This window comes from Nocardiopsis sp. NPDC006198, from assembly GCF_040613895.1.
Taxonomy (GTDB): Bacteria; Actinomycetota; Actinomycetes; order Streptosporangiales; family Streptosporangiaceae; genus Nocardiopsis; species Nocardiopsis tropica.
The window spans coordinates 46,889-68,939 of the sequence record NZ_JBEXSY010000019.1 but is presented as its reverse complement, the minus strand read 5'-3'; the positions used below and the strand labels follow the sequence as shown (position 1 = coordinate 68,939).

Sequence of the window (22,051 nt, the reverse complement as noted above, 5' to 3'; positions counted from 1 at the left end):
GGGTTTGCAGTTGCAGTATGCCTACATGCAGTGACTTTCCTCAGGGGCTTTGTTCCACCTCGAACGCCGTCCCCACGGCCACCGGGATCGACCTGAGCAGGCCGGATGTTCTGCATTGCCACCACATGAACCAAGAGGGTGACTTGAGTCACTCTTGTTGATATTTGGCGAAGACGAGCCCTCTCGCCACTGACCCGGGTCGCACCGCTCTTCGAGGACGGAGCCGCTGCACAGGAAAGGGCCTGTGCGCGACCTCGGATGTCAAAGAACCGCCTCGGGGCACGGCTGTCCCGTGACGCAGTGGCACCGCGAAGGGACCTCGGACCGATGGACCGGCTCCGAACCGGGCACGCCGGAGCACCTGCGCGCTCGACGACGTGGTCCGGCGCTCTGGCGGACACGGGCGCCCCGGTCGCCCGCGGCCGGCGGCCGGGGCGCCCGGTCCACGACGTCCTCCTCGGACCCGCTCCGAGCCCTTCAGGCCCCGATCTGCTCGGCGAGCCGGTCGGCGACGCCGCGGGGTTCACGGCCCAGGAGTTCGGCCAGCAGCGGGTCCTGTTGCGCGAAGTAGCCCTGACGGGTCGCACGGAACATGGTGAGCATGAAGCGGGCCGCCTGCTCCGGAACACCGTCCGCCGTCTGGTCGGTCACCCACTGTTCGTCGTCGACGACGACACGCTCGACGGAGCGGCCGCTGAGTTCGGAGGCGATCCCGGCGAAGTCGTCGAGGGTGACGGCCTCACCGGCGATCAGGGTGACGGCTCCGTCGAAGGAGCGCTCACCGGAGAGGAGGGCTGCCGTGGCCTCGGACAGGTCGGCGGGGGCGGTCCACGGGACGGGTCCGTCGGCCGGTGCGGCGATCACCCCGGTCTCTCGCCACGGCCCGAGCAGGGGGGCGAAGCTGTGGGAGAAGAAGCCGTAGCGCAGGGAGGTCCATGCGACCCCCGCATCGGCGAGGATCGTCTCGGTGGCGGCGTGAACGGCCGCCGGAGGGTACGGGCCGTCGGTCGCGACGCCTTGCTGACTCGTGTACAGGATCCTCCGGGCGCCGACCTCGACGGCCGCCTCGATCGCGTTGCGGTGCAGACCCACCATGTCGGCCGCCGGGTCGTTCCCGGACACCAGGAGCACCTGGTCGGCGCCGGCGAAGGAGTCGCGCAGAGCGGCCGGATCCTCGTAGGAGCCCTGCCGTACGCGCACGCCGCGGTCGGCGAAGTGCTGGGCCTTGGCGACGTCGCGCGCGCTGACGCCGATCCTGTCGGCCGGCAGGCGCTTGAGGAGGTGCTCGACCGTGGCTCCGTTGAGGGTGCCGGTGGCACCGGTGACGACGATCATGTTCGTGGCCTTCCCTGGGTGTCAGCGCTGGTGTCCGGCCCGGTGGCGGACTTCCGCATAAGTTGACCAGCGCGGTCAGTTTCGCGTCCGCCGTCGACCGTAGATAAACTGACCCAAAGAGTCAACTTACGGTGGCGTCAGCGAGGAACGGCAGGGACCATGACCGGTGCGACACCCGCGAGGCCTCGGCTGCGCGCCGACGCCCGGCGCAACGCGGAGCAGATCCGCCGCGCCGCGATCGGCGCCTTCCAGGGGCGGGGACTGAGCGTGCCTTTGGAGGAGGTGGCCAGGGCGGCCGGGGTGAGCAAGGCGACGATCTTCAACCGGTTCGGCGGCCGGGTCGGACTCATCGAGGCCGTCATCGAAGAAGTCGTCGCGAACGAGCTCTACGCCGCCATCGACCGGACACGGGCCCTCGACGGCGCCGGGGAGAGGGTCGCGTACTACATCACCGCGATCCGGGACCTGCAGTACCGCCAGCCCACCGCCAACGACGTCCTGCTGCAGGAATTTCCCCATTCCCAGCAGCTCATGGACATCTGCCGGGCCGCAGGCGAGATCAACGGCGAACTCGTCGCCGCGGGTCACGCCTCCGGAACCCTGCGGCCCGAGTTCACGCCGGACGACCTCCACGCGCTCGTCGTCGACAACGCACTCGCGCTCAAACACGGCGCCCGCCCGCCCCGGGACGCGTACGACCGCCGCACCGCCTTCCTCCTCGACGGAATCCGCGGGCGACAGGATCCTTCCTGCGGATGAAGGGGTGCGCAGGGGTCTGTGCGTGTCCACCGGGCTTCCCGGTCCGGGTGGGCAGGGCGCGACCCGGCGGTCGGCCGGGAAGGAACACGCGGGGGGGCAGAGGTTCCTCTCGGCACCGGCCCCGGAGCCGGGTGCGCCCGGTGGGCCCGGTCGGCGGGTGTTCCCCCACGGACCCGCAGGGGCTGCGGTCCCCCACCCCCGCGGGGCGGGTCCTACACGTACCCCGCCACGTCCAGCAGGAGCATGACCAGGACGGACAACGCGAGGAACAGGAGCAGGACGCCGACGACCACCCGGGCCGGCAGAACGGGGCGCCGCCCGACCCACGACAGGACGTGTGGACGGGTCCTGGCCGGCTCGGCGCAGGCGACGGGCCCGCTGGGCAAACCGCCTTCGGTCCCGCCACCCCCGCCCGAACACGCGCTACGGTGCCGTGATCATGTCGCGGATGCGCCGGGCCTGTTTGACCAGCTGCGATGATCCCGGACGGGACGCCAGTTCGGTGATACACGGTATCTCGGGGCCCTTGGCCCCGGAGAGCTCCGCACAGTCCGCCGCCAGGGTGATCACGGCCGACAGGCCGGACGGCGGGGCACCGCGCAGCAGGACGGGCAGGGACGCCGACAGGAGGGACCACACCAGGTCGTGCCCCCCGCCGCGGGAAACCTCACGCAGGATCTTCGCGTAGCGCTGAGCCTTGAGCCGGCGCAGGACGGTGAGTTCGCCGACGTCCTCGCCCAGGCGCTGCGTGTCCAGTTGGCCGCGGGCGGCCAGGGTGAGGATCGCGTCCACGGCGTGCATCTGCGACTCCGGGCGGCGGGCTCCCAGACCGTAGGCCATGATGAGGTGGGTCGCGGGCCCGGCCGGGCCGCCCGACTCCGCGAGGGCGGGCAGCACCGGCGCGTGCTCGTCGAGTTGGTCGTACTCGGCGAGGATCGCGACGGACACCAGCATGCGCCCCGCGATGACCTCCCGGTGCCGAGGCAGGATCGCCAGCGCCTCAGCGGAGCACTCCCCTCCGCCGTGGCACCTGCACGGGCTGCCGACGGGGTCGTGCTCGGCGAGCAGGGACCGGAACGGCTCGGGCCATTCGGCGTGCCCGGGGAGGGCCGCGGTACGGACCAGTACGCCGGGGCGGGGCGAGCGCAGGCGCAGCGGTTCGGCGGTGCGGGTGAGGACGGGATCGGGCAGTCCGCCCGAGGCGAGCCAGGCCGCGAGCCGGCGCCCCGCCGGGGACGTGAGGCGCCCGGCGGCCGTGTGCGCCTCCGGCGAGACGTCGCGGTCCAGACGCAGCAGCGCCTGCCGGAGGTCGACCGGCCCGGGTTCGGCGCCGGAGCGCTCGTAGTCGGCGATCCGCGCCGCCAGGTCCGCGGGGTCGATCGTCCCCGTCGACCAGGTGGGCGTGGCCAGCAGGCCCGGCGGGGGGTCGCGGTGCAGCCGTACGGCGACCTCGTCCGCGCGCAGGAAGCGGATGGATCCGGTCGCCTGGTGCTGGCACTGGTGTCCCTCGACCAGAGAGCGGATGTAGTCCAGGTTCCGCGGCGGGAGGCCGTACACGGCGGTGTGGACGACGAACCACAGACCGTCGGAGGCGTTCACGTACGGCACGCGCTCGCGGTGGCGTGCCGCGACCGGTTCGAGGGCCGCGCGCAGGCCGTCCGCATCGGCGCGGGCGTGCACCACGAGTGCGTTCAGCGCGCGCTCCTCCTGGGCCGGGGTGCCGTTGCCGTGCAGCAGCGCCGCCACGTCCTCGGCGAGCTCGGCGGCGGTGGGCGCGGGCGGCGCCAGCCGCTCGGGCTCCGGTGCGGGCGGCAGCGGGGCATCCCCGCTCTCCGCCGGAGCCTCCGCGGGAACGGCGTCGCCGAACGCGTCCGCGGCCCGTCGGCGCAGATCCAGGGCGAGCCTGCCGGAGTCGGCGGCCAGCCCGGCGAGCACGGCGGCGTCCGCGTACCGACTGTGGCGCACGGCCAGGGCCAGGGCGCGCTCCTGGAGGCTGTGCTCCTCCTGGCCGAACGCCTCGGCGACGACGGGGAGCAGGACGTCGGCGCGTGACCGGTCGCGCTTGATCGCCTTGTCGACGAGGGTCAGCTGGGTCCGCACGATCTTCTTCTCGGGACGGACCAGGGCGGCCAGCGATGCCTCGATCAGGCGTTCGTCGTCCAGCCGGCCCGCCTCGTCCAGCACGGCCAGTGCCTGCTGGGCGCGCGCCGCCGCCTGCGGGTGCGCGTCGGGCAGTATCCGTACCCATGTGAGGAGGCGTGCCGCGTGCTCGTCCTCGGTCGGGTCCAGCGCGGTCAACAGGGCGAGGAAGCCCCGCACCGTGCCGGTCCGGGGCTCGCGCAGCAGCCGCGACAGGCAGCCGTCGAGCAGCATCGCCCGGTCGAGCAGTCCTTCCCCGGCGAGCCGGGCCAGTGCGTGCGGCCAGCCCGCATCGTTCGGCCAGGAGTACTGGAAGCTCGATCCGGTCCCGGGCACCTCGAACAGCCGCGGGACCATGACGGTCAGCCACGGGTCCTTGCGCAGGTCGTCCTCGATCGAGCGACCCCGGCCGCCGATGCTCTGCTCCCAGCCCAGGACGACGCCGTCGGTCGCGGGAAGCTCGCAGCCCGCGGCCCGTGCCAGCAGGGCGATCAGGGGATACTCCTCCTCGGCCACGGTGCGGCGTTCCGCCAGCCGGTGGACGACCTTGGCCAGCCACTCCGGTCCGCGATGGGCCACCACGGAGACGACCAGCGCTGTGTCGCGGTCGACCCAGCGCAGATCGGGGCTCGCGATCCATTGCGCCGCGTCGGCCGTACCGGTGGAGCATCCCGCGCCGGCGTAGAACAGAGCCGTGCGCACCGCCAGGTGCTCGGGCCCCCAGTTGTTGCGCACCGACCTGCGCCAGGTCTTGAGCACCGGCAGGCATGTGCGGCGCTCGGCGTCGGCGAGAGGTGCGAGCAGTCGGCAGACGTCTTGCCCGCGGCCCTCGCGTACGGCGTGCAGCACGGCTCGCACGCCCGGGGTGGCGGTGTCGGGGATGTCGTAGGCGGGGCGGTCGGTCATCGGGGCTCCGGTGGGTGGTCGGCAGGGGTGAGAGGGCGGGCGATGCGGACGGCGAGGACGTGCTTGCACGGGCCGCGTCCTCCGCGGTACTCGGCCCACCACTGGCAGGTGCACGTCAGGCGCCCCTCCGCGGACCGGACCCGGTGGACGCGGCCGTCGACGGTGACCGTGGCGGGCTCGTCACCGTCGAAGCGGACCGAGCCCGCCTCGACCAGGGTCCGGGCGGCCCTCAGCCGGGGGTTGTGGCGCTCGGCCCGCCCGGTCTCGTAGGGCAGTTCGCGGTGGAAGTACGCCGACTCCGACACGTCGTAGCCGATGCGCCCGGCCGTGCCCAGGCGGGTGAGCGCCGCCCGTACACGCTCGGGGGTGAGTCCTGACTGCGCGGCCAGGTCTCCGACGTCGACGGTGGGTTCCCAGGCGAGCAGAACCGACACCAGGTCGGCGTCGTCGGTCGAATCCTCCGCCGCCAGGGCGTCGAGGACGCCGCCCTCACCGGAGAACCCGCGTGCGGTGTCCGGGGACAGGGTGAGGGTGAGGCGCATCCCGGGGAGGAGGACCTCCCACGCGCTCGCCACGGGGGCGCTTCCGGCGGCGACGCGGGGGCCGTGGATGCGCAGTCCCGTGGCGTGGCGCAGCACGCGCGTCAGCGGGGCGAGCCGTTCCGGGCCCGCGAGGCACACGGCCCCGGGGACAGCGCGCGCGGTGGTGCGCAGCGTGCGGCCGGACGGCACCGCCCAGAGGGCCCCGCGCGACGCGCCCCGGGCGGCGTTGGGGCGGGGCAGCGACCGGAGGAAGCGGACGGCGTCGGCGGCGGCGAGTTCGGCGCGCAGGTCGAACCCCGAGGCGATGACCTGTGTTTCGGCGAAGCCGCGCAGCCAGCGGTCGGGCAGCGGCACCTTCTTCTCCACCACCGGCCCGTCGAAGGTGGTGACGGCCAGCTCGTCGGGGCCGACCTCCAGGTACAGCGGGTCGCCCGGTCCGACGCGGCCCAGGGCGTCGGCGAGGGGGGCGTTGACGTCGACGTTGGTCGTGCCGTGCCGGACGTCGTCGCCGTCGAGGGCCTCGTCCAGCAGGTCGAGCCGTGCGTACACCCCGCAGCAGCCGGAGAACGACTCGAACCGGAGCCGGTCGCCGTTCCCGGTGACCACCGGGTCGAGCGACGCCCTGTTCTGCGGCCGGTGGTAGCGGGCGGCGGCGGTGTCGGCGACGCTCAGCAGACCGGCCGCGGCGACCTGGGGGTTCGTCAGGAAGCCTGCGAAGAACCGCGGACGGCCGGCCCGTCCCGCAGGGGTGGTCCCCCCGGAGGTCTGGAGGCTGAGCGTGTCCCCCGTCGCGGTGCTGTGCACCGCGGAGGGCCGCAGATAGGCGTAGGTGTACGCGGTGTGCGACATGGGCGCGACGCTACTGAGCCCCAGTGACAAAGGGCGTCCCCGTCCCTCCCGTCGACAGGGCCTCCCGCCGTGCCGCACCCCGCCGACGGCGGCCTCGCCGACAGGATCGCCCGGGCGTTCACCCTGCTCGTCGCCGACTCCCGCGGGAGTCGGCCTATCGGTCGTCCCGGTCGGGCAAGAGCTGAGCGGCGCGGTGCGAGGCGGGACTGGGCGGGGCTGGGCGGGCGGCCGTAGCGCCCCGCCGCCCCCGCACCGCCGTCGGTCGGGGCGCTCCCCGACCGGGGAGGCGGACGAGAGGGGCCGGGAAGGAGCGGGGGCCGAGGCCTCCGCGCTCCCACCGTCTCGATTCCCGTGCGTGACCGCCGGGGGCGTCCTGCCCCGCGGTGTGCCCCGCGGCCCCGGCCGGCCTTCTGGTCGCGCGCCCTTCCCGGACCGGTCCTACACGTACCCCGTCATATCCAGCAGGAGCATGGACAGGACGAACACCGCGAGGAGCAGGAGCAGGACGCCGAGGATCGCCAGGGACATCAGAACGGGGTGCCGCTCGACCCACGACAGGACGTGCGGGTGGGTCCTGGCCAGTTCGGCGTAGGTGACCGGCCGGTCGGGGCCCTCGCACGGCACGGCGAGCGCCTCCACCAGGCGGTCCATGTCCTGGGACGTGTAGTTCGCGCCGTACAGCCTGATCACCACGTCGTTGTCGGCGTCGAGCACGTACAGGGTCTCGTTGGCACCCGAGCGGGGCACGACGACGTTCGCGCGGACCAGGCGGGCGATGCGGCCCCTGGGACGGCGCCGCTGGAAGCCCAGCCCCTTCTCGATGAACTCGTACGGGGTCAGGACGATGCTGGAGCGGTGCGTGTGCAGCAGGAGCAGCACGACCATCACGGCGAACAGGGCGCCCGCGATGAGGCCGGCCACGGGCCCGGCCTTCACCCAGATACCGATGGTCGCCGTCACGACGGGCACCGCGGCGACGGCCAGCCTGGTCCAGACCCTGCGCCGGCTCGGGGTCAGCACGAGTGCGTCCTGCACGTGGCTCACGGGGCCACCGCCTTCTCTTCAGTTCTCATCAAAGGCTTGTGACGCTGTGGCTCAGGAGTTGGTTCCGCGCCGTTCGGTCCGACAGGTGCCCGGCTCCGGACCCCCGGCGGTCGTGCTCCATCGCGGTGCGGGTGCGCCGGGTGGCCGGGCGCACGCCGCGCCGCTCGCGGAGGGACCGCGGCCTCTACACGTCTGCCCGCCGACCGGACGAGGGGTCCCCGTGGTGGCGCTGACGCACCACGCGGTAGCGGACGTACACGACCCCCGAATCGAAGGTGCGGTTCTCGACGAGTTCGAGATCCACCCGGCGCTCGCGTCGGGGGAAGAAGGGGATCCCGCCGCCGACCAGCACCGGGTGGACCCTGGCCCGGTACTCGTCGATCAGACCCAGTTCGGCCGCCTCGGCCGCGAGCGTCGCGCCGCCGATCGCGATGTCGCCCTCTCCAGGCTCGGCCCGCCACCGCTCGACCTCCTCCGCCAGACCGCCGGAGGCCAGGCGGGCACGGCCCTGTACCGCCGACAGCGTGGTGGAGAAGACCACCTTGGGGAGGGACGTCCAGAGCTCGGTCCACTCGAGCGTCGGGGCGTCGAGCGATGGATCCCGGTCGGCGGTCTCCCAGTACAGCATCGTCTCGTAGAGCCGCCGCCCCAACAGGTAGACGCCGATCCCGCGTGTCTCGTCGGTGACGAAGCGGAAGACCTCGTCGCCGGGCTCCGTCCAGGCGAAGCCGCCGTCCGGCCCGACGATGTAGCCGTCGAGTGAGACGCCCATCGAAGAGATCACGCTGCGCATCGGAGGTCCTCTCGGTGGGGCTGCTGTGTCGGGCGTTGCGTCAGGAGGCTCTCCGGGCGGCCCGATCGGCCGTCATCGTCGCACGCACGAGCACGATGACCTCGCAGGCCATGCCGCACAGCCCCGCGACGACGCCCCATCCTCCACCGAACCAGAGCTGGGCCGGGACCGCGAGCACGGCGGTGGCGGCGGCGACCCAGGCGGTTGTGGCCACCAGGGGCAGGGCCGCGGTGTGACCGGCCCGCCATGCCGCCTCGGAGGCCGTGGTGTGCCGTGTACGGATCCCGACCGCCCCGTCACGCGGCAGTCGGCCGTCGGAACCCGAACGGGTCACCGCGATGCAGACCGCGGAGATCCCCACCACCCCGCACAGGATCGACACCAGTCCCAGCGCCTCTTCCACCGACACCCTCCCTTTCGTTCACGGCCCCGGGCACGGGGCCCATGGACGTCAACCACCGTCTCACCGCCCCGCGCCCACCGCGCGAACACCCCGCGACGACGCCGCGGCCTCGACGGCGTTCTCCTGTGCCGCGGCGACGAGGGCCCGGGGCGTTCGTGGGCGCCTCCGCCGACGACGCCGAGAAACTCCGGGCCCTCGCCGCCGAGAAGGGGGAGACCTGTCCGACGAGCTCCGTGGCCCGGCCGCCGGACAGGCCGGTGCGGGACGACGGAACCGGTGGGCGCTCCACCGGGTACGGGTCTTCGCGGGCACGTACCGGAACCGGTGACGGAACTCCCCTCCGGGCTCGTCGAATCGGATGCTACAGTTTCTGACGCAGCGACGACCTGTTCGCTTGCGGAGACCGAAGGAGGTGAGTTGATGACTGTCGTGGAGACCACCGCTGTGCGCGGTGCCCGGACCATCCTCACTTCCCGGGCCTCGTCCTGACCTTCGCCTGCCTTCCTCCCCCGTAGGGGTGGTTCCGGCACGCCTGCCGTCCGGCGGGGCCCCTTTCCAAGGATCTCCACTGTGTTTCATCAACACGCTTCACACCGCTCTGCTCTCCCTTCGCCCGAGCGCGTACTGACATCGGCCGACTACGGCTGGGAGGCGGAGCGCGAGCGCTCCTTCGCCCCGTCGCGGGCCGGCGGACCGGTCCCGGGCCGCGTGGTGCGGGCCGAACGCGGCCTGTGCGACGTCGTCGCCGGGACCGGGCCCTCCCGCGCGGTGCTCGTCCCCCCGGCTGCCACCGGGGACCGGCTGACGCCGCGCACCGGTGACCGGGTGGCCGTCCTGCCGGCCACCGCCTCCGGATCCGCCGTCGAGGACGGCCGGCTCACCGACCGGCGCCCCGACAGCTGTCACCGGCTGCTTCGCGAGAACGCCCATGCCGCCTCCCGCACCGACGCGCGGCTGCGCGCCGAGATGAACCGGCAGGCCAAGCAGGGCGCGCGCCTGCGACGCGCCATCAAGCAGTCCCCGAACTTCAAGGCATGACGGAAAGGAATCAGGTCATGGACCTTCCCCGTATCTTCACCATCCGCGAGAGCAGCCACCGCATCCACAACCCGCTGACCCCGGCCAAGTTCGCCGCCCTGGGTCAGGCGCTCCACCTGGACCCCGGGACGCGGGTGCTCGACCTGGCCAGCGGCTCGGGCGAGATGCTGTGCACCTGGGCACACGACCTGGGCTTCACGGGCACGGGCGTCGACATCAGCACGGCCTTCACCGCTCAGGCCCGGGCCCGCGCCGTCGAGCTCGGCGTCGACGACCGCGTCGAGTTCGTCCACGGCGACGCCTCCGGCCATGTCGCGGACGAGCCGGTCGACCTGGCCGCCTGTGTCGGCGCCACCTGGATCGGTGACGGCGTCGCCGGGACGGCCGAGCTGCTCGGCCGCAGCCTGCGCCCCGGGGGCCTGATGCTGATCGGTGAGCCGTACTGGCGGCGGACCCCTCCGGACGAGGAGACCGCCAGGGCCTGCAACGCCGCCGGCATCGACGATTTCCTGTCGCTGCCGGAGCTGATCGGGCAGTTCCAGGGTCTGGGGTACGACGTCGTGGAGATGGTGCTGGCCGACCAGGACAGCTGGGACCGGTACGCCGCGGCGCAGTGGCTCAACCTGCGCCGTTGGCTCGACCGGAACCCGGACGACGAGCTGGCCCCCGAGGTGCGGGAGGAGCTCGACGCGGAGCCCGCCCGCTATGCGCGCGCCACGCGTGAGTACCTCGGTTGGGGGGTCTTCGCCCTGATGGAGCGCTGATCCCGGCTTCCCGTGCGGGGCCCGGGCGTCACACCGGCCGGGCCCCGCACGGGGCATGTCCTCCGCACCCGTGTCCGCCGCCCGCGCGGCGCAGCACGTGAGTGGCGCCGCCACCCGTCCTGGCGGCTGTCGGCGGCGGCTCCGGCCCGCCCCTCACCCTCGGGAGGCCGAGGCGAGGTAGTCGGTCTGGCGCTGCATGAGCCACAGGCCCTTCAGGGGCGATGCGGCGTCCTGCACCACGGGGTACCAGAGCGCCCGGTCCCCGCCCTCCCCCACGAGCGTGCCCCTGACGGGCCCGGCCTGGGCGCGGCCGAGGCCGATCGCGCGCAGGCGGTCGGGGCCGATGGCCACGCCGACCGGGGTCGGGGGTCCGGCCCACACGGGTCCGTAGGTGGTGTCGCTGTGTCCCGGCACATGGCGTACCCGCAGGCTCTCCAGGAGTCCTTCCGCTGCGAGGGCCCGCACCAGGTCCGGGAGCGCGCCGAAGGGGACGCTCTCCCGTTCCTCGAACCCGGCCACGATCGAGACCCGTTCCAGGAGGCGGCCGCCCCGGTGGGTGAGGCTGATCTGCCCGGCGAGCGGCTGCCCCCGGCCGAGCGGCCCGGCGAGGTAGAGGATCGACGCCCTGGGGCCGCGCTCGGCCGCGAAGCGGGCGATGCGCTCGCGATCCCACTCCCGGAGCGCGGGCTCGTGGGGGCCCCAGGCCGCCGGGGAGTGCCCGGCCAGGTGCTCGGCGACGATCTCCGCGGCGCGGCCCGGGCGCGGGGCGGCGGGGCCCGGGTGGAGTGCGGACACGTCCACGACCACCTGCGTCCCGGCGCCTTCGGCGAAGCCGACGAGGAACCCGGGCTCCGGCGCAGCGTCGGGTTCCCTCGCCGCCCAGTTCGGCCCGGAGGGCTCCTTGTCGGCGAGGAACCCGTAGGTGTGGTCCCAGTGCACCGCGAGCCCGGTGAGGCCGTCGTAGTGGCCGCCGTCCTGGCCGCGCACGACCCAGCGGCCCAGCGGCCCGGCGAGGAAGGTGCGCACGCCGTAGGTGAGCCGTGCGGTGGGCGGTGTGAGCACCTGGAGCGTCTTGCGGCCGGCGTGGGTGGCCACCGCGTCGCTGAGCCAGGAGGAGAAGGGCACCACGTCCCGGTCCTGGGCGACCAGGACCGCCCTGGCCGCGGCGCGTTCGGCCGCCGGGTGCTCGGACTCCTCCCACAGTCCGAAGTCGGCCGCTCCCGAGGTCCACACCGCTCCCCCGAGGGTGAGGGCGAGCCGGTCGGCGAAACGGTGCGCCACCTCGCGGCCCTGCTCGTCGGGGCGCGCCCGGGTCTCCGTCCACCAGAACCGGTCGGGCAGGCCCGCCACGACCTCCGCGCCGAGCAGGCGCTCGACCTCGCCCGCGGCCTCGACCCGCTGTCCGGGTTCGAGGGTGGCCAGCAGGCGGCCGTCGCCGTCGCGGACCTGCAGGACACTGGTGTCCTTGTGCCGGTGCAGCCGCAGTTCCGGGTCGACGCCTCGGAGGGCTTCGACGATGGCCGGGTCGTCGGGCCTCTCCGCGACCAGGGCCACCACGTCGTAACTCAACAGTTCTCCTTGCAGGGGGTGTGCGGGAGGATGCCGGGCCCGTCGGGGAGGGCCGAGTCGGCCCGTCGCCTCGCACAGGAGCCCGGCCGCGGCGCCGTTCGGCCGTCGCGGGCGCGTGAGCGGGGACCGGCATCCCCCACGGACTTTCTCAGGTGGGGACGGTGCCGCTGAAGTACACCCCTTCGGAACCCTCGGGGACGATCTCCATCAAGACCTGTTCGTGGTCGGGGTACACGCCGAACCCGTAGGTGACGGTCGCCTCCTGCCCGTCGGGGATCGGTGCGTCGAAGTGGGCAAGGGTGCCGTTGCCGCTCTCGTCAACCTCCAGGATGGCCGGCAACGCCTCCTTGCTGTCGGGGCCGTGGAAGACGAACACGGCGACGCCGGTGGCGTCGAAGGGCCGGCCCGTGGCGTTGGTGAGTGTGAGGTCGAACGCCAGGGCCGGGCCGCCCTTGCCGTCCGTGGTGCGCTCGACGTTCCGCACGGCCGCGGTGAGCCCTTGGACGAGCTGGGCCTGCGTGGTGAAGTCGGCGTTCAGGCTGGTGACCCGGGAGGAGGCTCCACCGGTGTCGGCGGAGGACGCCGGCTCGCCGGAGGCGGCGGGACCCGGTTCGTCCTGGGGCGCGGGGGGAGAACAGGCGGCGGCCACCAGGACCGCGGCGGCCAGCGCGATGGCCCGGAGCGGACCGAGGGGGCGGGGGGAAGACGGGGCATTCATGCGCACCAGTATGGAACACTTCCCGGCCGCTGCCCGGGGTGAAGAACATCGGGATCAGGGCCCGCTCCCGGCGCCGGATCCTGGGGCCGTCCTCCCCTCCACCGTTCTCCGCGGGTGCGCGGGACGGCCCGGCCTCGGGCGAACCCCAAAGCCGGTATAGTACGGACGGTATAGTTATTGGTTGCATGAGGAAGGCGCCGCATGATCGAGATCCTGGACCCTGACAAGCTGCCCCAGGCCAGAGAGACAGGGGCTCTGGTCGGCCACATCCTGCAGACGGTGAGGGACCGCAGCACGGTGGGCACGAACCTCCTGGAGATCGACCGGTGGGCCCAGGAGATGATCACCGAGGCCGGCGCGCAGTCCTGCTACGTCGACTACGCGCCGTCCTTCGGACGCGGACCGTTCGGCCACTACATCTGCACCGCCGTCAACGACGCGGTGCTCCACGGCCTCCCGCACGACTACGCGCTCGCCGACGGCGACCTGCTGACGCTCGACCTCGCCGTCTCCCTGGGAGGGGTCGCCGCGGACTCCGCCATCAGCTTCGTCGTGGGCGGCTCCCGGCCGCCGGAGAGCGTCGCGCTGATCGAGGCGACCGAACGCGCACTGGCCGCGGGCATCGCCGCCGCCGGGCCCGGGGCCCGCATCGGCGACATCTCCCACGCCATCGGCAAGGTCCTGCGCGGGGCGGGGTACCCGATCAACACCGAGTTCGGGGGCCACGGCATCGGCTCGACGATGCACCAGGACCCGCACGTCCCCAACACCGGACGGCCCGGCCGCGGGTACAAGCTGCGCCCCGGACTGCTGCTCGCGCTGGAGCCGTGGGTCATGGCGGACACCGCCCGGCTCGTCACCGACGAGGACGGGTGGACGCTGCGCAGCGAGACGGGCTGCCGGACCGCGCACAGCGAGCACACCATCGCCGTCACCGAGGACGGAGCCGAGATCCTCACCCTGCCGAAGCAGGCGTAACCGCGAGGTCGCCCCGCGGTGCGTCGACGCGCCGTGGGGCGGGGGCGCGCTGGGGTGTGGGGGCGGACGGGGCGCCACGGCCCCGTCCGCCCCGTCTCCGGAGGTTCGCGGCGGTCCTTCTGGACCGACTGCTGTTTGTGGGAGGCTTGTGCGGCCCGGAACCGGGCAGGAACCACACATTTCACCAGCAGCATCGGAGACGACAGCAGTTATGGAGAGCTACGGGGTTCAAATCGGCCTCGTCCTGGTCCTCGTCGTGGTCAACGCCCTCTTCGCCGGCAGCGAGATCGCCCTGATCACCCTGCGCGAAGGACAGATCAAGCAGCTGGCGGAGCGGGGGCCCGGCGGCAGGGCCGTGGCCCGCCTGGCCAAGGACCCCAACCGTTTCCTCGCCACCATCCAGATCGGCATCACCCTGGCCGGCTTCCTGGCCTCGGCCACCGCGGCCGTGGCCCTGGCCCAGCCCCTGGTCGAACCGCTCGGCTTCCTCGGCTCCGCGGCCGCTCCGGTCTCGGTCGTCCTGGTCACCATCGTCCTGACCTTCGTCACCCTGGTCTTCGGCGAGCTCGCGCCCAAGCGCATCGCCATGCAGCGCGCCGAGACCTGGGCCCTGGTGGTCTCGCGCCCCCTGGACCTGCTGGCCGCCCTCTCGCGTCCCGTGGTGTGGCTGCTGAGCGCCTCCACCAACCTGGTCGTGCGCCTGACCGGCGGTGACCCCACCGCCGCCAAGGAGGAGATCGGCGAGGAGGAGCTGCGCGAGATGCTCGCCACCCAGCGCGGCATGACCGCCGAGCAGCGCACCATCATCTCGGGCGCCTTCGAGATCGACGACCGGCGGCTGCGCCAGGTCGTCGTCCCGCGGGGCGAGGTCTTCACCATCCCGGCCCGCACCCCGGCCGGGGAGGCCGCCCTCATGCTCGCCGAGCACGGCCACTCCCGCGCCCCCGTCGTCGCCGACGACGACCTCGACGAGGTGCTCGGCGTCGTGCACTGGTCCGACCTGGTCCGCGGGGAGGGCGCGGCCGGTGAGCTGGCGCGGGAGCCGATGCTGCTGCCCGACTCCCTGGTGGTCTCCCTGGCCCTGCGCCGGATGACCGCCGAGCACCAGCAGCTGGCCGTGGTGGTCGACGAGATGGGCGGCATCGACGGCATCGTCAGCCTGGAGGACCTGCTGGAGGAGATCGTCGGGGAGATCTACGACGAGACCGACTCCGACATCCGCACCGTGGTCTCCAACGACGACGGCACCATGACGCTGCCGGGCACCTACCCGGTGCACGACCTGTCCGACCTGGACCTGCCGCTGAACGATCCCCCCGAGGGCGACTACGTCACGGTCGCCGGGCTGCTCATCGCGATCCTGGGCCACATCCCCAGGACGCCCGGGGAGACGGTCTCCTTCGGCTCCTGGGAGGCCGAGGTCGCCGAGACCAGCGGGCGCACCGTCACGGCCGTGAAGGTGCGGCGCACCGCGACCGCCGAGCCCTCCTCCTGACCCGCACGCCCGGCCGCCCGTGTCGGGCGGCCGGGCGGCACCGGTGCTCCCCCGCGCCCCGCCACGCGCGGCTGGCGTGGGAGCCGGGTGCGCACGAGCCCCCTGCGACGGAGCGTTGCGGGGGGCTCGTGCGGTCGCCGTGCCGTAACCGTTCCCGGGCGGCGGCCGGTCCCCGGCCGTGCTCGCCTCAGCCGCCGCTCACCGCCGCGTCCCGGGCCGTGGCACCGCCGGTGCGGACACCGGCCACGACGCCGCCGTCGACGAGCAGGTCGGTGCCGGTGACGTAGGCGGCGTCCGGCCCGATCAGGAACGCCGTCGCCGCGGCGATGTCGCCGGGGGTGCCCGGACGCGGGACGGCGGCCCCGGCCAGCAGGGCGCGCATCTGCGTGCCGGACGCACCGGCCAGTTCCTGCTCGCCCATCGGGGTGGAGATCACCCCGGGGCTGATGCTGTTCACCCTGGCCCCGCGCTCTGCCCAGGCCAGGCTGGCCGCCTGTACCCGGAGCTGGTTGGCGCGCTTGGCCAGGGCGTACGCCGTACCGGGGTCGCCGAGCGCCTCGTCCTGGAACAACGGCAGTAGCGTGAGCCGATCTGTCGGTGTCGTGGCCAGTGCGGCCTCGGTCTCGACCGGCAGACGGCCCGCGGACAGGGTGCCGGCCATGCTCGCGATCACCACGCCCGCGCCGCCGGGTGCGATGACACCGGCGAACGCGTCGAGGAAGTGGGCGACTCCGAGCAGGTCGACGCGCAGGATCGCCTCCGCCGGGGCCTGCACGGGGGAGAGCCCGGCGGTGTGGACCGCCGCGGTGACCGCCCCGCGCTCGGCGGCCGCGACGGCAAGACGCGTCACCGAGGGGGCCGAGGAGACATCGACCGTGTGCGTGGAGACATCGAGCCCCTCCCCCGTCAGGCGTTCGGTGACCTGTGCCAACAGGTCGCGGTCCACGTCCGCGAGCAGCACGTGCCTGCCGGAGGCGCAGCGTCGTGCGATCGCCTCGCCCATGCCTCCGGCGCCGATGATGACCAGGACGTCGTTCATGATGGTTCGTTCTCCTTCTCGCTGCGGGGGCGGGCGGTCTTCGGATGCTCCAGGCGTCCCGCTCGGCGGCGGTGCGCGCGTGGTCGGCGAAGGACCGGGGGGTGTCCCCGTACACGCTCCACACCACCGGTGACGGCCCCGCGCGCCGGAGCGCCCGTGGGGATGCAGGCCGCTGGTCAACCGCACCCCATTCTCGGGCACCCCGCGGGCGTGCTTCTCGGCGGCGTCGTCCTGCGCGCCCAACGGGGGTAGCCGATCCGGCAGCCGGTGGTGCGGGCGATCTCGGCGGCGTGGTCGTCGGTGACAGCGGCACGGTGTGCCCGTGGGCGGGTCAGGACCACTCGTGCGAGGCGATCCCGGCCCCGTGGGCACGGGTCTCTCCACGGGCGTGTGCGCACACCTCCCGCCGACAAGCGCGCACCGCCCACGGCGGCCCGGGGCCCTGCTGCACCGGGTGCGCCTGCACGGGCAGGCGCACGGAACCGGATCCGACGCCGAGTCCGCACCGCGTTCAGGGCACGGTCGTACCTCTGGCGATGCTCATTCCAGAAGCGGACGGCCGCCCGCCACTCCTCGACACGCCCCACCCCGCCGATTTGCCCCTGACACCGGTGTCAGGGCCTAACTTGACCGGGCAACGCGTCTGCCGGCAGGGGCAAGGGCTCCGGTCGGCCACCACGAGGGAGAGGAACCGGCGATGGCGACGACTCTGGGGATCATCGGCAGCGGGAACATCGGGGCGGCGGTCGCGCGCCTGGCGGTCGCGGCGGACATCGACGTGGTGATCGCCAACTCGCGCGGCCCGCAGACGTTGAGCGGCCTGGTCGGGGAGCTCGGGCCCCGCGCGAGCGCCGGCACCGTGGAACAGGCCGCCCGCGCCGGGGAGGCGACCGTGCTCAGCATCCCGCTGACCGCCTACGGCTCCCTGCCCGAGGGGCTGCTGCGCGGGCGGACCGTGCTGGACACCGGCAACTACTACCCCCACCGCGACGGCCGGATCGCCGAACTCGACTCCGAGGAGGCGACCACGACCGAACTGGCCCAACGGCTCCTGCCCGGCGCGGTGCTGGTCAAGGCCTTCAACAACATCATGGCCCACCACATCCCCCAGCTCGCCCGCCCCGCAGACGCAACCGACCGGAGCGCCCTGCCCATCGCCGGTGAGGACACCGGCGCCAAGGAACGGGCCGCGGCCCTGATCGACCGGCTGGGCTTCGACACCGTCGACGCCGGGACCCCTGCCCAGAGCTGGCGTTTCGAGCCCGAGTCCGATGCCTACACCCAGATCTATCTCGCCGACCCCGATGTGCCGCTCGAGCGGATGATGCAGGCCCCGGCCGCCCCGGTGCCGGCCGACGAACTGCGCGCCGCCCTGGAGGGGAGCCGACGGGTGAAGGTGGCCGAGCGCACCTTCTGACGGTTCACACGGAGGCCTTCGCCGTTCGGGAGCGGCGAAGGCCTCCCGGTCCTCCTACCTGTCCTGTTCGATGAGGCCGGGGGTGTCGTGCACCACGACGCTCTCGGCCAGCGGCACCCGCCCCATCCGGTACTCGCCCGAGGGCCCCTTCGGGTCGGCCGACCCGAAGGAGATGCCGAACAGCAGCTTCATCTGCGCCTCGACGCCCAGGGACTCGCGCACGGTGTCGGCGTAGAAGCCCAGCATCGTCTGCGGGATCCCCGCCAGGCCGCGCGCCTCCAGGGCGAGCAGGAAGGTCTGCGCGTACATGCCCACGTCAGCGGCCACGCGCACCCCGTCACCGAACCGGGGCAGGAACAGCAGCGCCACGTGGGGGGCGCCAAAGAACTCCAGGTTGCGCAACGAGGCCTCGCGGCGCCCCTCGGTGTCGGAGCGCTCCACCCCCAGGGACCGGTAGTAGGCCGCGCCCTGTTCCTTGGCGCGCCGGAGGTAGGCGCCCTCGCCGAAGTCGGCGTAGTCGAAGCTGAAGTCGGCCGAGGTACGGCCGGCCCGGTCGGCCTCCAACAGTTCGGCGCTCAAGGCCTTGCGGCGCTCCCCGGAGACGATGTGCACCTGCCAGGGCTGGGTGTTGCAGTTGGAGGGCGCCCTCTGGGCGTCCTGGAGCACCGCACGGATGTCGGCCGCGGGCACCGGGTCGGGCAGGAAGCCCCGGACCGAGCGCCGTGAGTGCACGATGTCGGTGAAGGAGCGGGGACTGGCGGGCACAGCGGTTCCTCTCGAGCGGGGTCGTCTCACACACCCTCCACGCGACCACGTCCCGGTGGTGCCTTGTGGGCGTGGCGCTACCCTAGGACCTGACACCGGTGTCAGGGGCAAATCGGAACGGAGGCATCCCGTGCGAATCGGGGAACTGGCCGAGCGGACCGGGGCCAGCGTGCGCTCCCTGCGCTACTACGAGAAACAGGGCATGCTCTCCAGCGAACGCAGCGCCAGCGGACAGCGCCACTACGACGAGGCGGCCGTGGACCGTGTGCTGCTGATCCGCCAGCTCTTCGCCGTGGGCATGAACAGCACGACCATCGCCGAACTGCTGCCACACGTCGTGCCCTCCGGGCAGAGCTGCCCGCCGCAGGTGCTGCGCCGACTCACCGCCGAGCTCGACCGCATCGACGCCCGGGCCGACGAACTCGCCCGCACACGCCAGACCCTCAACGACATGGTCCAGGCCACCCGACAAGCCATGCGCGACACCTGACCACCACCGCCCCGGCGCCGGGCCACCGCAGCCCCCCGCACCGGGCACCGGGCACCGAGTCTGCGCGTCCTCCTCCGTTCACCCGCACGGATCCTCGGCCCGGACCGCGCGGCGGACGCGGTTCCTCGGCGACAGGATCGGCGGAGAAGAGCCAGAGCCCGACAAGACGACGTGGTCGAACCCAGCGGAGCCGGCCGGGCACACCTCTCGCCGGTGGCGCCGAACCCCTCGGAGCACAGCCGGATCACGACGACGGCGCCGGAGAGGCTGTTCCACAACGGCGTCGGGCTTCGGCCCCGGGGCGCCGAGCTGATCCTCCACGCGAAAACCCCGACTCCCCCGGGTCGAGCGCTCCAGCAACCAGGACACCTCCATCGTTCTTGGTTTTTCTGATGGACAAAATACCTCATATTGGCTAATGTGACCCTGCGGATCCTCCGCGCCCCGCACATCGGTCCCGTGCCCCGTCCTGCGGTTCCCGTCCACGATCCACCCCAGCCGGGGCGATGTCCCCGTGAAAGGCCGACCATCCATGAAAATCCTCGTTCTGCCCGGTGACGGCATCGGCCCGGAGATCACCGAAGCCACCCTGGAGGTCCTGAACGCCGTGGACCGCCGGTTCTCGTTGGGGCTCGCCCTGGAGAGCGCCGACATCGGCTTCGCCGGCCTGGAGTCTCAGGGGACCACGCTCCCCCAGGCCGTCCTGGACCGGGTCCCCGAGGTCGACGGGGTGGTACTGGGCCCCGTCCAGCACTTCGACTACCCCGACAAGGCAGCGGGGGGACTCAACCCCTCCGCCGAACTACGCACCCGCTTCCAGCTCTTCGCCAACATCCGGCCGTGCCGCTCCCACCCGGACTTGAGTATCCTGCGCCACCCCATGGATCTGGTGATCGTGCGGGAGAACACCGAGGGCTTCTACTCCGACCGCAACATGTACGCGGGCGGCGGGGAGTTCATGCCCGACGAGGACACCGCGTTCAGCATCCGCAAGGTGACCGCCGCGGCCTCGCGGCGGGTCGCCCGTACCGCCTTCGAGCTGGCCCGGGGCCGACGCAAGAAGGTCACAGCCGTCCACAAGGCCAACGTCGTCAAGCTCTCCGACGGGCTGTTCCTGCGTGAGGTGCGCAAGGTCGCCGAGGAGTACCCCGACGTGGAGCTCGAGGAACTGATCGTCGACGCCGCCGCGGCGCTGCTCGTCCGGCGCCCGCACACGTTCGACGTGGTGGTCACGACCAACATGTTCGGGGACATCCTCTCCGACGAAGCCTCGGAGCTGTCGGGCAGCCTCGGTCTGGGGGGATCCCTCAACGCGGGGACCGACATAGGCGTGGCCCAGGCCCAGCACGGCTCGGCCCCCGACATCGCGGGCAGGGGAGTGGCCAACCCGACCTCGCTCATTCTGTCGGCCGCGATGCTCCTGGACTGGCGCGGCCACAGGGACGGGAACACGGCCTTGACCGAGGCCGCCGCCACGATCGAGGCCGCGGTACGGGAGAAGCTCTCCGACCCCGCCTCCCGTACCAAGGACATTGGCGGGGACCTGGGGACGGCCGGGTTCACCGCGAGGGTCGTCGAGGTGATCGAGCACTCCACCATCGCTTCCACCGAGCGAGAGAACGGGTGAACACCGTGCCGACCAGTACCAATCCCCACACGGGGGCGGAGTTCGCCACCCACGACTTCCACTCCCCCACCCGGGTGGAGGCCGCGCTGGACGCCGCGGTCGAGGCGCAGCGCCGATGGGCCGCGGTCCCGGTCCGCGAGCGGACCGAACTCCTCGTCTCCGTGGCACGGGTGCTGCGTGAGGGGCGAGAGCACTACGCCCGCACCATCACCCTGGAGATGGGCAAGCCCGTCACCGAGGCGCGGGCCGAGATCGACAAGTCCGCCCGCACACTGGAGTTCTACGCCGACAACGCGGAGCGCTTCCTCGCGTTCGAGGAGATCGCCTCCGACGCCGCGCACAGCGGGGTCCGGTTCGACCCCCTCGGCGTGGTCCTGGCGATCATGCCCTGGAACTACCCCTTCTGGCAGTTCTTCCGCTTCGCGGCGCCGGCCCTGGCCGCGGGCAACGCCGCCGTGCTCAAGCACGCCAACAACGTGCCCGGGTGCGCTCTGCTGCTGCAGGAGGTCATGGACCGCGCCGGCACGCCCCGGGGCCTGTTCTCCTCCCTGCTGGTGGACACCCCGGCGGTGGCGCCGCTCATCGCGGACGACAGGATCGCCGCGGTCACCTTCACCGGGTCGACCCAGGTCGGATCGGTCATCGCCTCCCAGGCCGGGGCTGCCCTGAAGAAGCAGGTGCTGGAGCTGGGAGGGTCGGACCCCTTCATCGTCCTGGCCGACGCCGACCTGGAGGCCGCCGCGGCCACCGCCGCCCGGTCGCGCTTCAACACGGTCGGCCAGAGCTGCGTCAACGCCAAGCGCTTCCTGGTCGTGGAGTCGGTCGCCGACCGCTTCGTGGAGCTCTTCGTCGAGGAGGTGCGCGCGCTCGTGTGCGGCGACCCCCTGGAGGAGGAGACGCAGATCGGCCCGATGGCACGGGCGAACCTCCGCGAGACCCTGCACGAACAGGTCCTGCGCACGGTCGGCGCTGGGGCGAAGCTCCTGGTGGGCGGCGAGCTGCCTCCGGGGCCGGGCTTCCACTACCCGCCCACCGTGCTGGACCACGTCGGCACGGACAGCGCGGCCTTCACCGAGGAGACCTTCGGCCCGGTGGCCGGGGTGACGCGCGTGGCCGACGCCGCGGAGGCGGTCCGTCTGGCCAACGCCAGCGAGTACGGGCTCGGCGCCGCCGTCTGGACGCGCGACCCCGACTTGGGCCGGGAACTGGCGGGCCGGATCGAGGCCGGCGCGGTGTTCGTCAACGGCCAGGTGGCCTCCGACCCCCGGCTGCCCTTCGGCGGCGTCAAGAGATCGGGGTACGGCCGGGAGCTCTCGGTGTACGGCATCCGCGAATTCGTCAACGTCAAGACCCTCTGGATCGGACCGGTGCAGCAGTGACC

The 22,051-nt window shown here is 73.0% G+C and carries 20 protein-coding genes; 9 read left to right on the top strand and 11 right to left on the bottom strand.

Going from position 1 to position 22,051, the window contains the following annotated elements:
* Window positions 1-477 precede the first annotated feature (477 nt).
* A complete protein-coding gene (locus ABZ234_RS15425) occupies window positions 478-1,335 on the bottom strand; it encodes an NAD(P)H-binding protein (RefSeq protein WP_355012474.1) in 858 nt (285 codons plus the stop codon).
* Between the two features lie 159 nt (window positions 1,336-1,494).
* On the opposite strand from ABZ234_RS15425, the gene ABZ234_RS15420 reads away from it, so the two are divergent.
* Window positions 1,495-2,094 (top strand): TetR/AcrR family transcriptional regulator, encoded by a 600-nt coding sequence (locus ABZ234_RS15420; RefSeq protein ID WP_355012473.1) that lies wholly within the window; start codon window positions 1,495-1,497, stop codon window positions 2,092-2,094.
* A 212-nt stretch (window positions 2,095-2,306) separates the two neighbouring features.
* On the opposite strand, the gene ABZ234_RS15415 is transcribed toward ABZ234_RS15420, so the two are convergent.
* The 6 genes from ABZ234_RS15415 to ABZ234_RS15390 form a co-directional block, all read right to left on the bottom strand.
* Window positions 2,307-2,480: a hypothetical protein gene (locus ABZ234_RS15415; RefSeq protein ID WP_355012472.1), complete on the bottom strand. Its 174-nt coding sequence runs from the start codon at window positions 2,478-2,480 to the stop codon at window positions 2,307-2,309.
* Window positions 2,481-2,517: 37 nt separating this feature from the next.
* The gene (locus ABZ234_RS15410) at window positions 2,518-5,139 is read right to left on the bottom strand and encodes a DUF6493 family protein (RefSeq protein ID WP_355012471.1); all 2,622 of its coding nucleotides are present in this window, start codon (window positions 5,137-5,139) and stop codon (window positions 2,518-2,520) included.
* Complete coding sequence (locus ABZ234_RS15405; RefSeq protein ID WP_355012470.1) at window positions 5,136-6,530, bottom strand: SWIM zinc finger family protein; 1,395 nt, start codon at window positions 6,528-6,530, stop codon at window positions 5,136-5,138. Before ABZ234_RS15405 ends, ABZ234_RS15410 begins: the two co-directional genes overlap by 4 nt.
* Before the next feature lie 438 nt (window positions 6,531-6,968).
* Window positions 6,969-7,574 carry a hypothetical protein gene (locus ABZ234_RS15400; protein ID WP_355012469.1) on the bottom strand — a complete coding sequence of 202 codons (606 nt, stop codon included), beginning with the start codon at window positions 7,572-7,574 and terminating at the stop codon, window positions 6,969-6,971.
* 184 nt (window positions 7,575-7,758) lie between these two features.
* The gene (locus ABZ234_RS15395; RefSeq protein WP_355012468.1) at window positions 7,759-8,367 is read right to left on the bottom strand and encodes a dihydrofolate reductase family protein; all 609 of its coding nucleotides are present in this window, start codon (window positions 8,365-8,367) and stop codon (window positions 7,759-7,761) included.
* Window positions 8,368-8,407: 40 nt separating this feature from the next.
* Window positions 8,408-8,770 carry an SdpI family protein gene (locus ABZ234_RS15390; protein ID WP_352986231.1) on the bottom strand — a complete coding sequence of 121 codons (363 nt, stop codon included), beginning with the start codon at window positions 8,768-8,770 and terminating at the stop codon, window positions 8,408-8,410.
* A gap of 570 nt (window positions 8,771-9,340) precedes the next feature.
* On the opposite strand from ABZ234_RS15390, the gene ABZ234_RS15385 reads away from it, so the two are divergent.
* Window positions 9,341-9,808 carry a hypothetical protein gene (locus ABZ234_RS15385; RefSeq protein WP_355012467.1) on the top strand — a complete coding sequence of 156 codons (468 nt, stop codon included), beginning with the start codon at window positions 9,341-9,343 and terminating at the stop codon, window positions 9,806-9,808.
* A gap of 17 nt (window positions 9,809-9,825) precedes the next feature.
* Complete coding sequence (locus ABZ234_RS15380; RefSeq protein WP_355012466.1) at window positions 9,826-10,572, top strand: methyltransferase domain-containing protein; 747 nt, start codon at window positions 9,826-9,828, stop codon at window positions 10,570-10,572.
* 153 nt (window positions 10,573-10,725) lie between these two features.
* Here the strand turns inward: ABZ234_RS15380 and ABZ234_RS15375 are convergent, their stop codons facing one another.
* A complete protein-coding gene (locus tag ABZ234_RS15375; RefSeq protein WP_355012465.1) occupies window positions 10,726-12,141 on the bottom strand; it encodes a DUF6177 family protein in 1,416 nt (471 codons plus the stop codon).
* A gap of 148 nt (window positions 12,142-12,289) precedes the next feature.
* Entirely contained in the window at window positions 12,290-12,859 is a 570-nt protein-coding gene (locus ABZ234_RS15370; protein WP_355012464.1) for a hypothetical protein, read from the bottom strand.
* A gap of 201 nt (window positions 12,860-13,060) precedes the next feature.
* On the opposite strand from ABZ234_RS15370, the gene map reads away from it, so the two are divergent.
* Both map and ABZ234_RS15360 read left to right on the top strand, forming a co-directional pair.
* On the top strand, window positions 13,061-13,837 hold the full coding sequence (gene map, locus ABZ234_RS15365; RefSeq protein ID WP_355012463.1) for a type I methionyl aminopeptidase: 777 nt from the start codon (window positions 13,061-13,063) through the stop codon (window positions 13,835-13,837).
* Window positions 13,838-14,048: 211 nt separating this feature from the next.
* Window positions 14,049-15,332, top strand: a complete 1,284-nt coding sequence (locus tag ABZ234_RS15360) for a hemolysin family protein (RefSeq protein WP_355012462.1) — start codon at window positions 14,049-14,051, stop codon at window positions 15,330-15,332.
* Between the two features lie 187 nt (window positions 15,333-15,519).
* Here ABZ234_RS15360 and ABZ234_RS15355 read toward each other — a convergent pair whose 3' ends face one another.
* Window positions 15,520-16,371, bottom strand: coding sequence for an SDR family oxidoreductase (locus ABZ234_RS15355; RefSeq protein WP_355012461.1), 852 nt, complete (start codon window positions 16,369-16,371; stop codon window positions 15,520-15,522).
* Window positions 16,372-17,068: 697 nt separating this feature from the next.
* Between ABZ234_RS15355 and ABZ234_RS15350 the strand changes: the two genes are divergently transcribed.
* Window positions 17,069-17,788 carry an NAD(P)-binding domain-containing protein gene (locus tag ABZ234_RS15350; RefSeq protein WP_355012460.1) on the top strand — a complete coding sequence of 240 codons (720 nt, stop codon included), beginning with the start codon at window positions 17,069-17,071 and terminating at the stop codon, window positions 17,786-17,788.
* Between the two features lie 54 nt (window positions 17,789-17,842).
* On the opposite strand, the gene ABZ234_RS15345 is transcribed toward ABZ234_RS15350, so the two are convergent.
* Window positions 17,843-18,553 carry a nitroreductase gene (locus ABZ234_RS15345; RefSeq protein WP_355012459.1) on the bottom strand — a complete coding sequence of 237 codons (711 nt, stop codon included), beginning with the start codon at window positions 18,551-18,553 and terminating at the stop codon, window positions 17,843-17,845.
* A 130-nt stretch (window positions 18,554-18,683) separates the two neighbouring features.
* Between ABZ234_RS15345 and ABZ234_RS15340 the strand changes: the two genes are divergently transcribed.
* From ABZ234_RS15340 to ABZ234_RS15330, 3 genes are all read left to right on the top strand, one after another.
* Window positions 18,684-19,043 (top strand): MerR family transcriptional regulator, encoded by a 360-nt coding sequence (locus ABZ234_RS15340; RefSeq protein WP_355012458.1) that lies wholly within the window; start codon window positions 18,684-18,686, stop codon window positions 19,041-19,043.
* Between the two features lie 532 nt (window positions 19,044-19,575).
* Window positions 19,576-20,670: an isocitrate/isopropylmalate family dehydrogenase gene (locus ABZ234_RS15335; protein WP_355012457.1), complete on the top strand. Its 1,095-nt coding sequence runs from the start codon at window positions 19,576-19,578 to the stop codon at window positions 20,668-20,670.
* Between the two features lie 5 nt (window positions 20,671-20,675).
* Complete coding sequence (locus tag ABZ234_RS15330; RefSeq protein WP_355012456.1) at window positions 20,676-22,049, top strand: NAD-dependent succinate-semialdehyde dehydrogenase; 1,374 nt, start codon at window positions 20,676-20,678, stop codon at window positions 22,047-22,049.
* Window positions 22,050-22,051 lie beyond the last annotated feature (2 nt).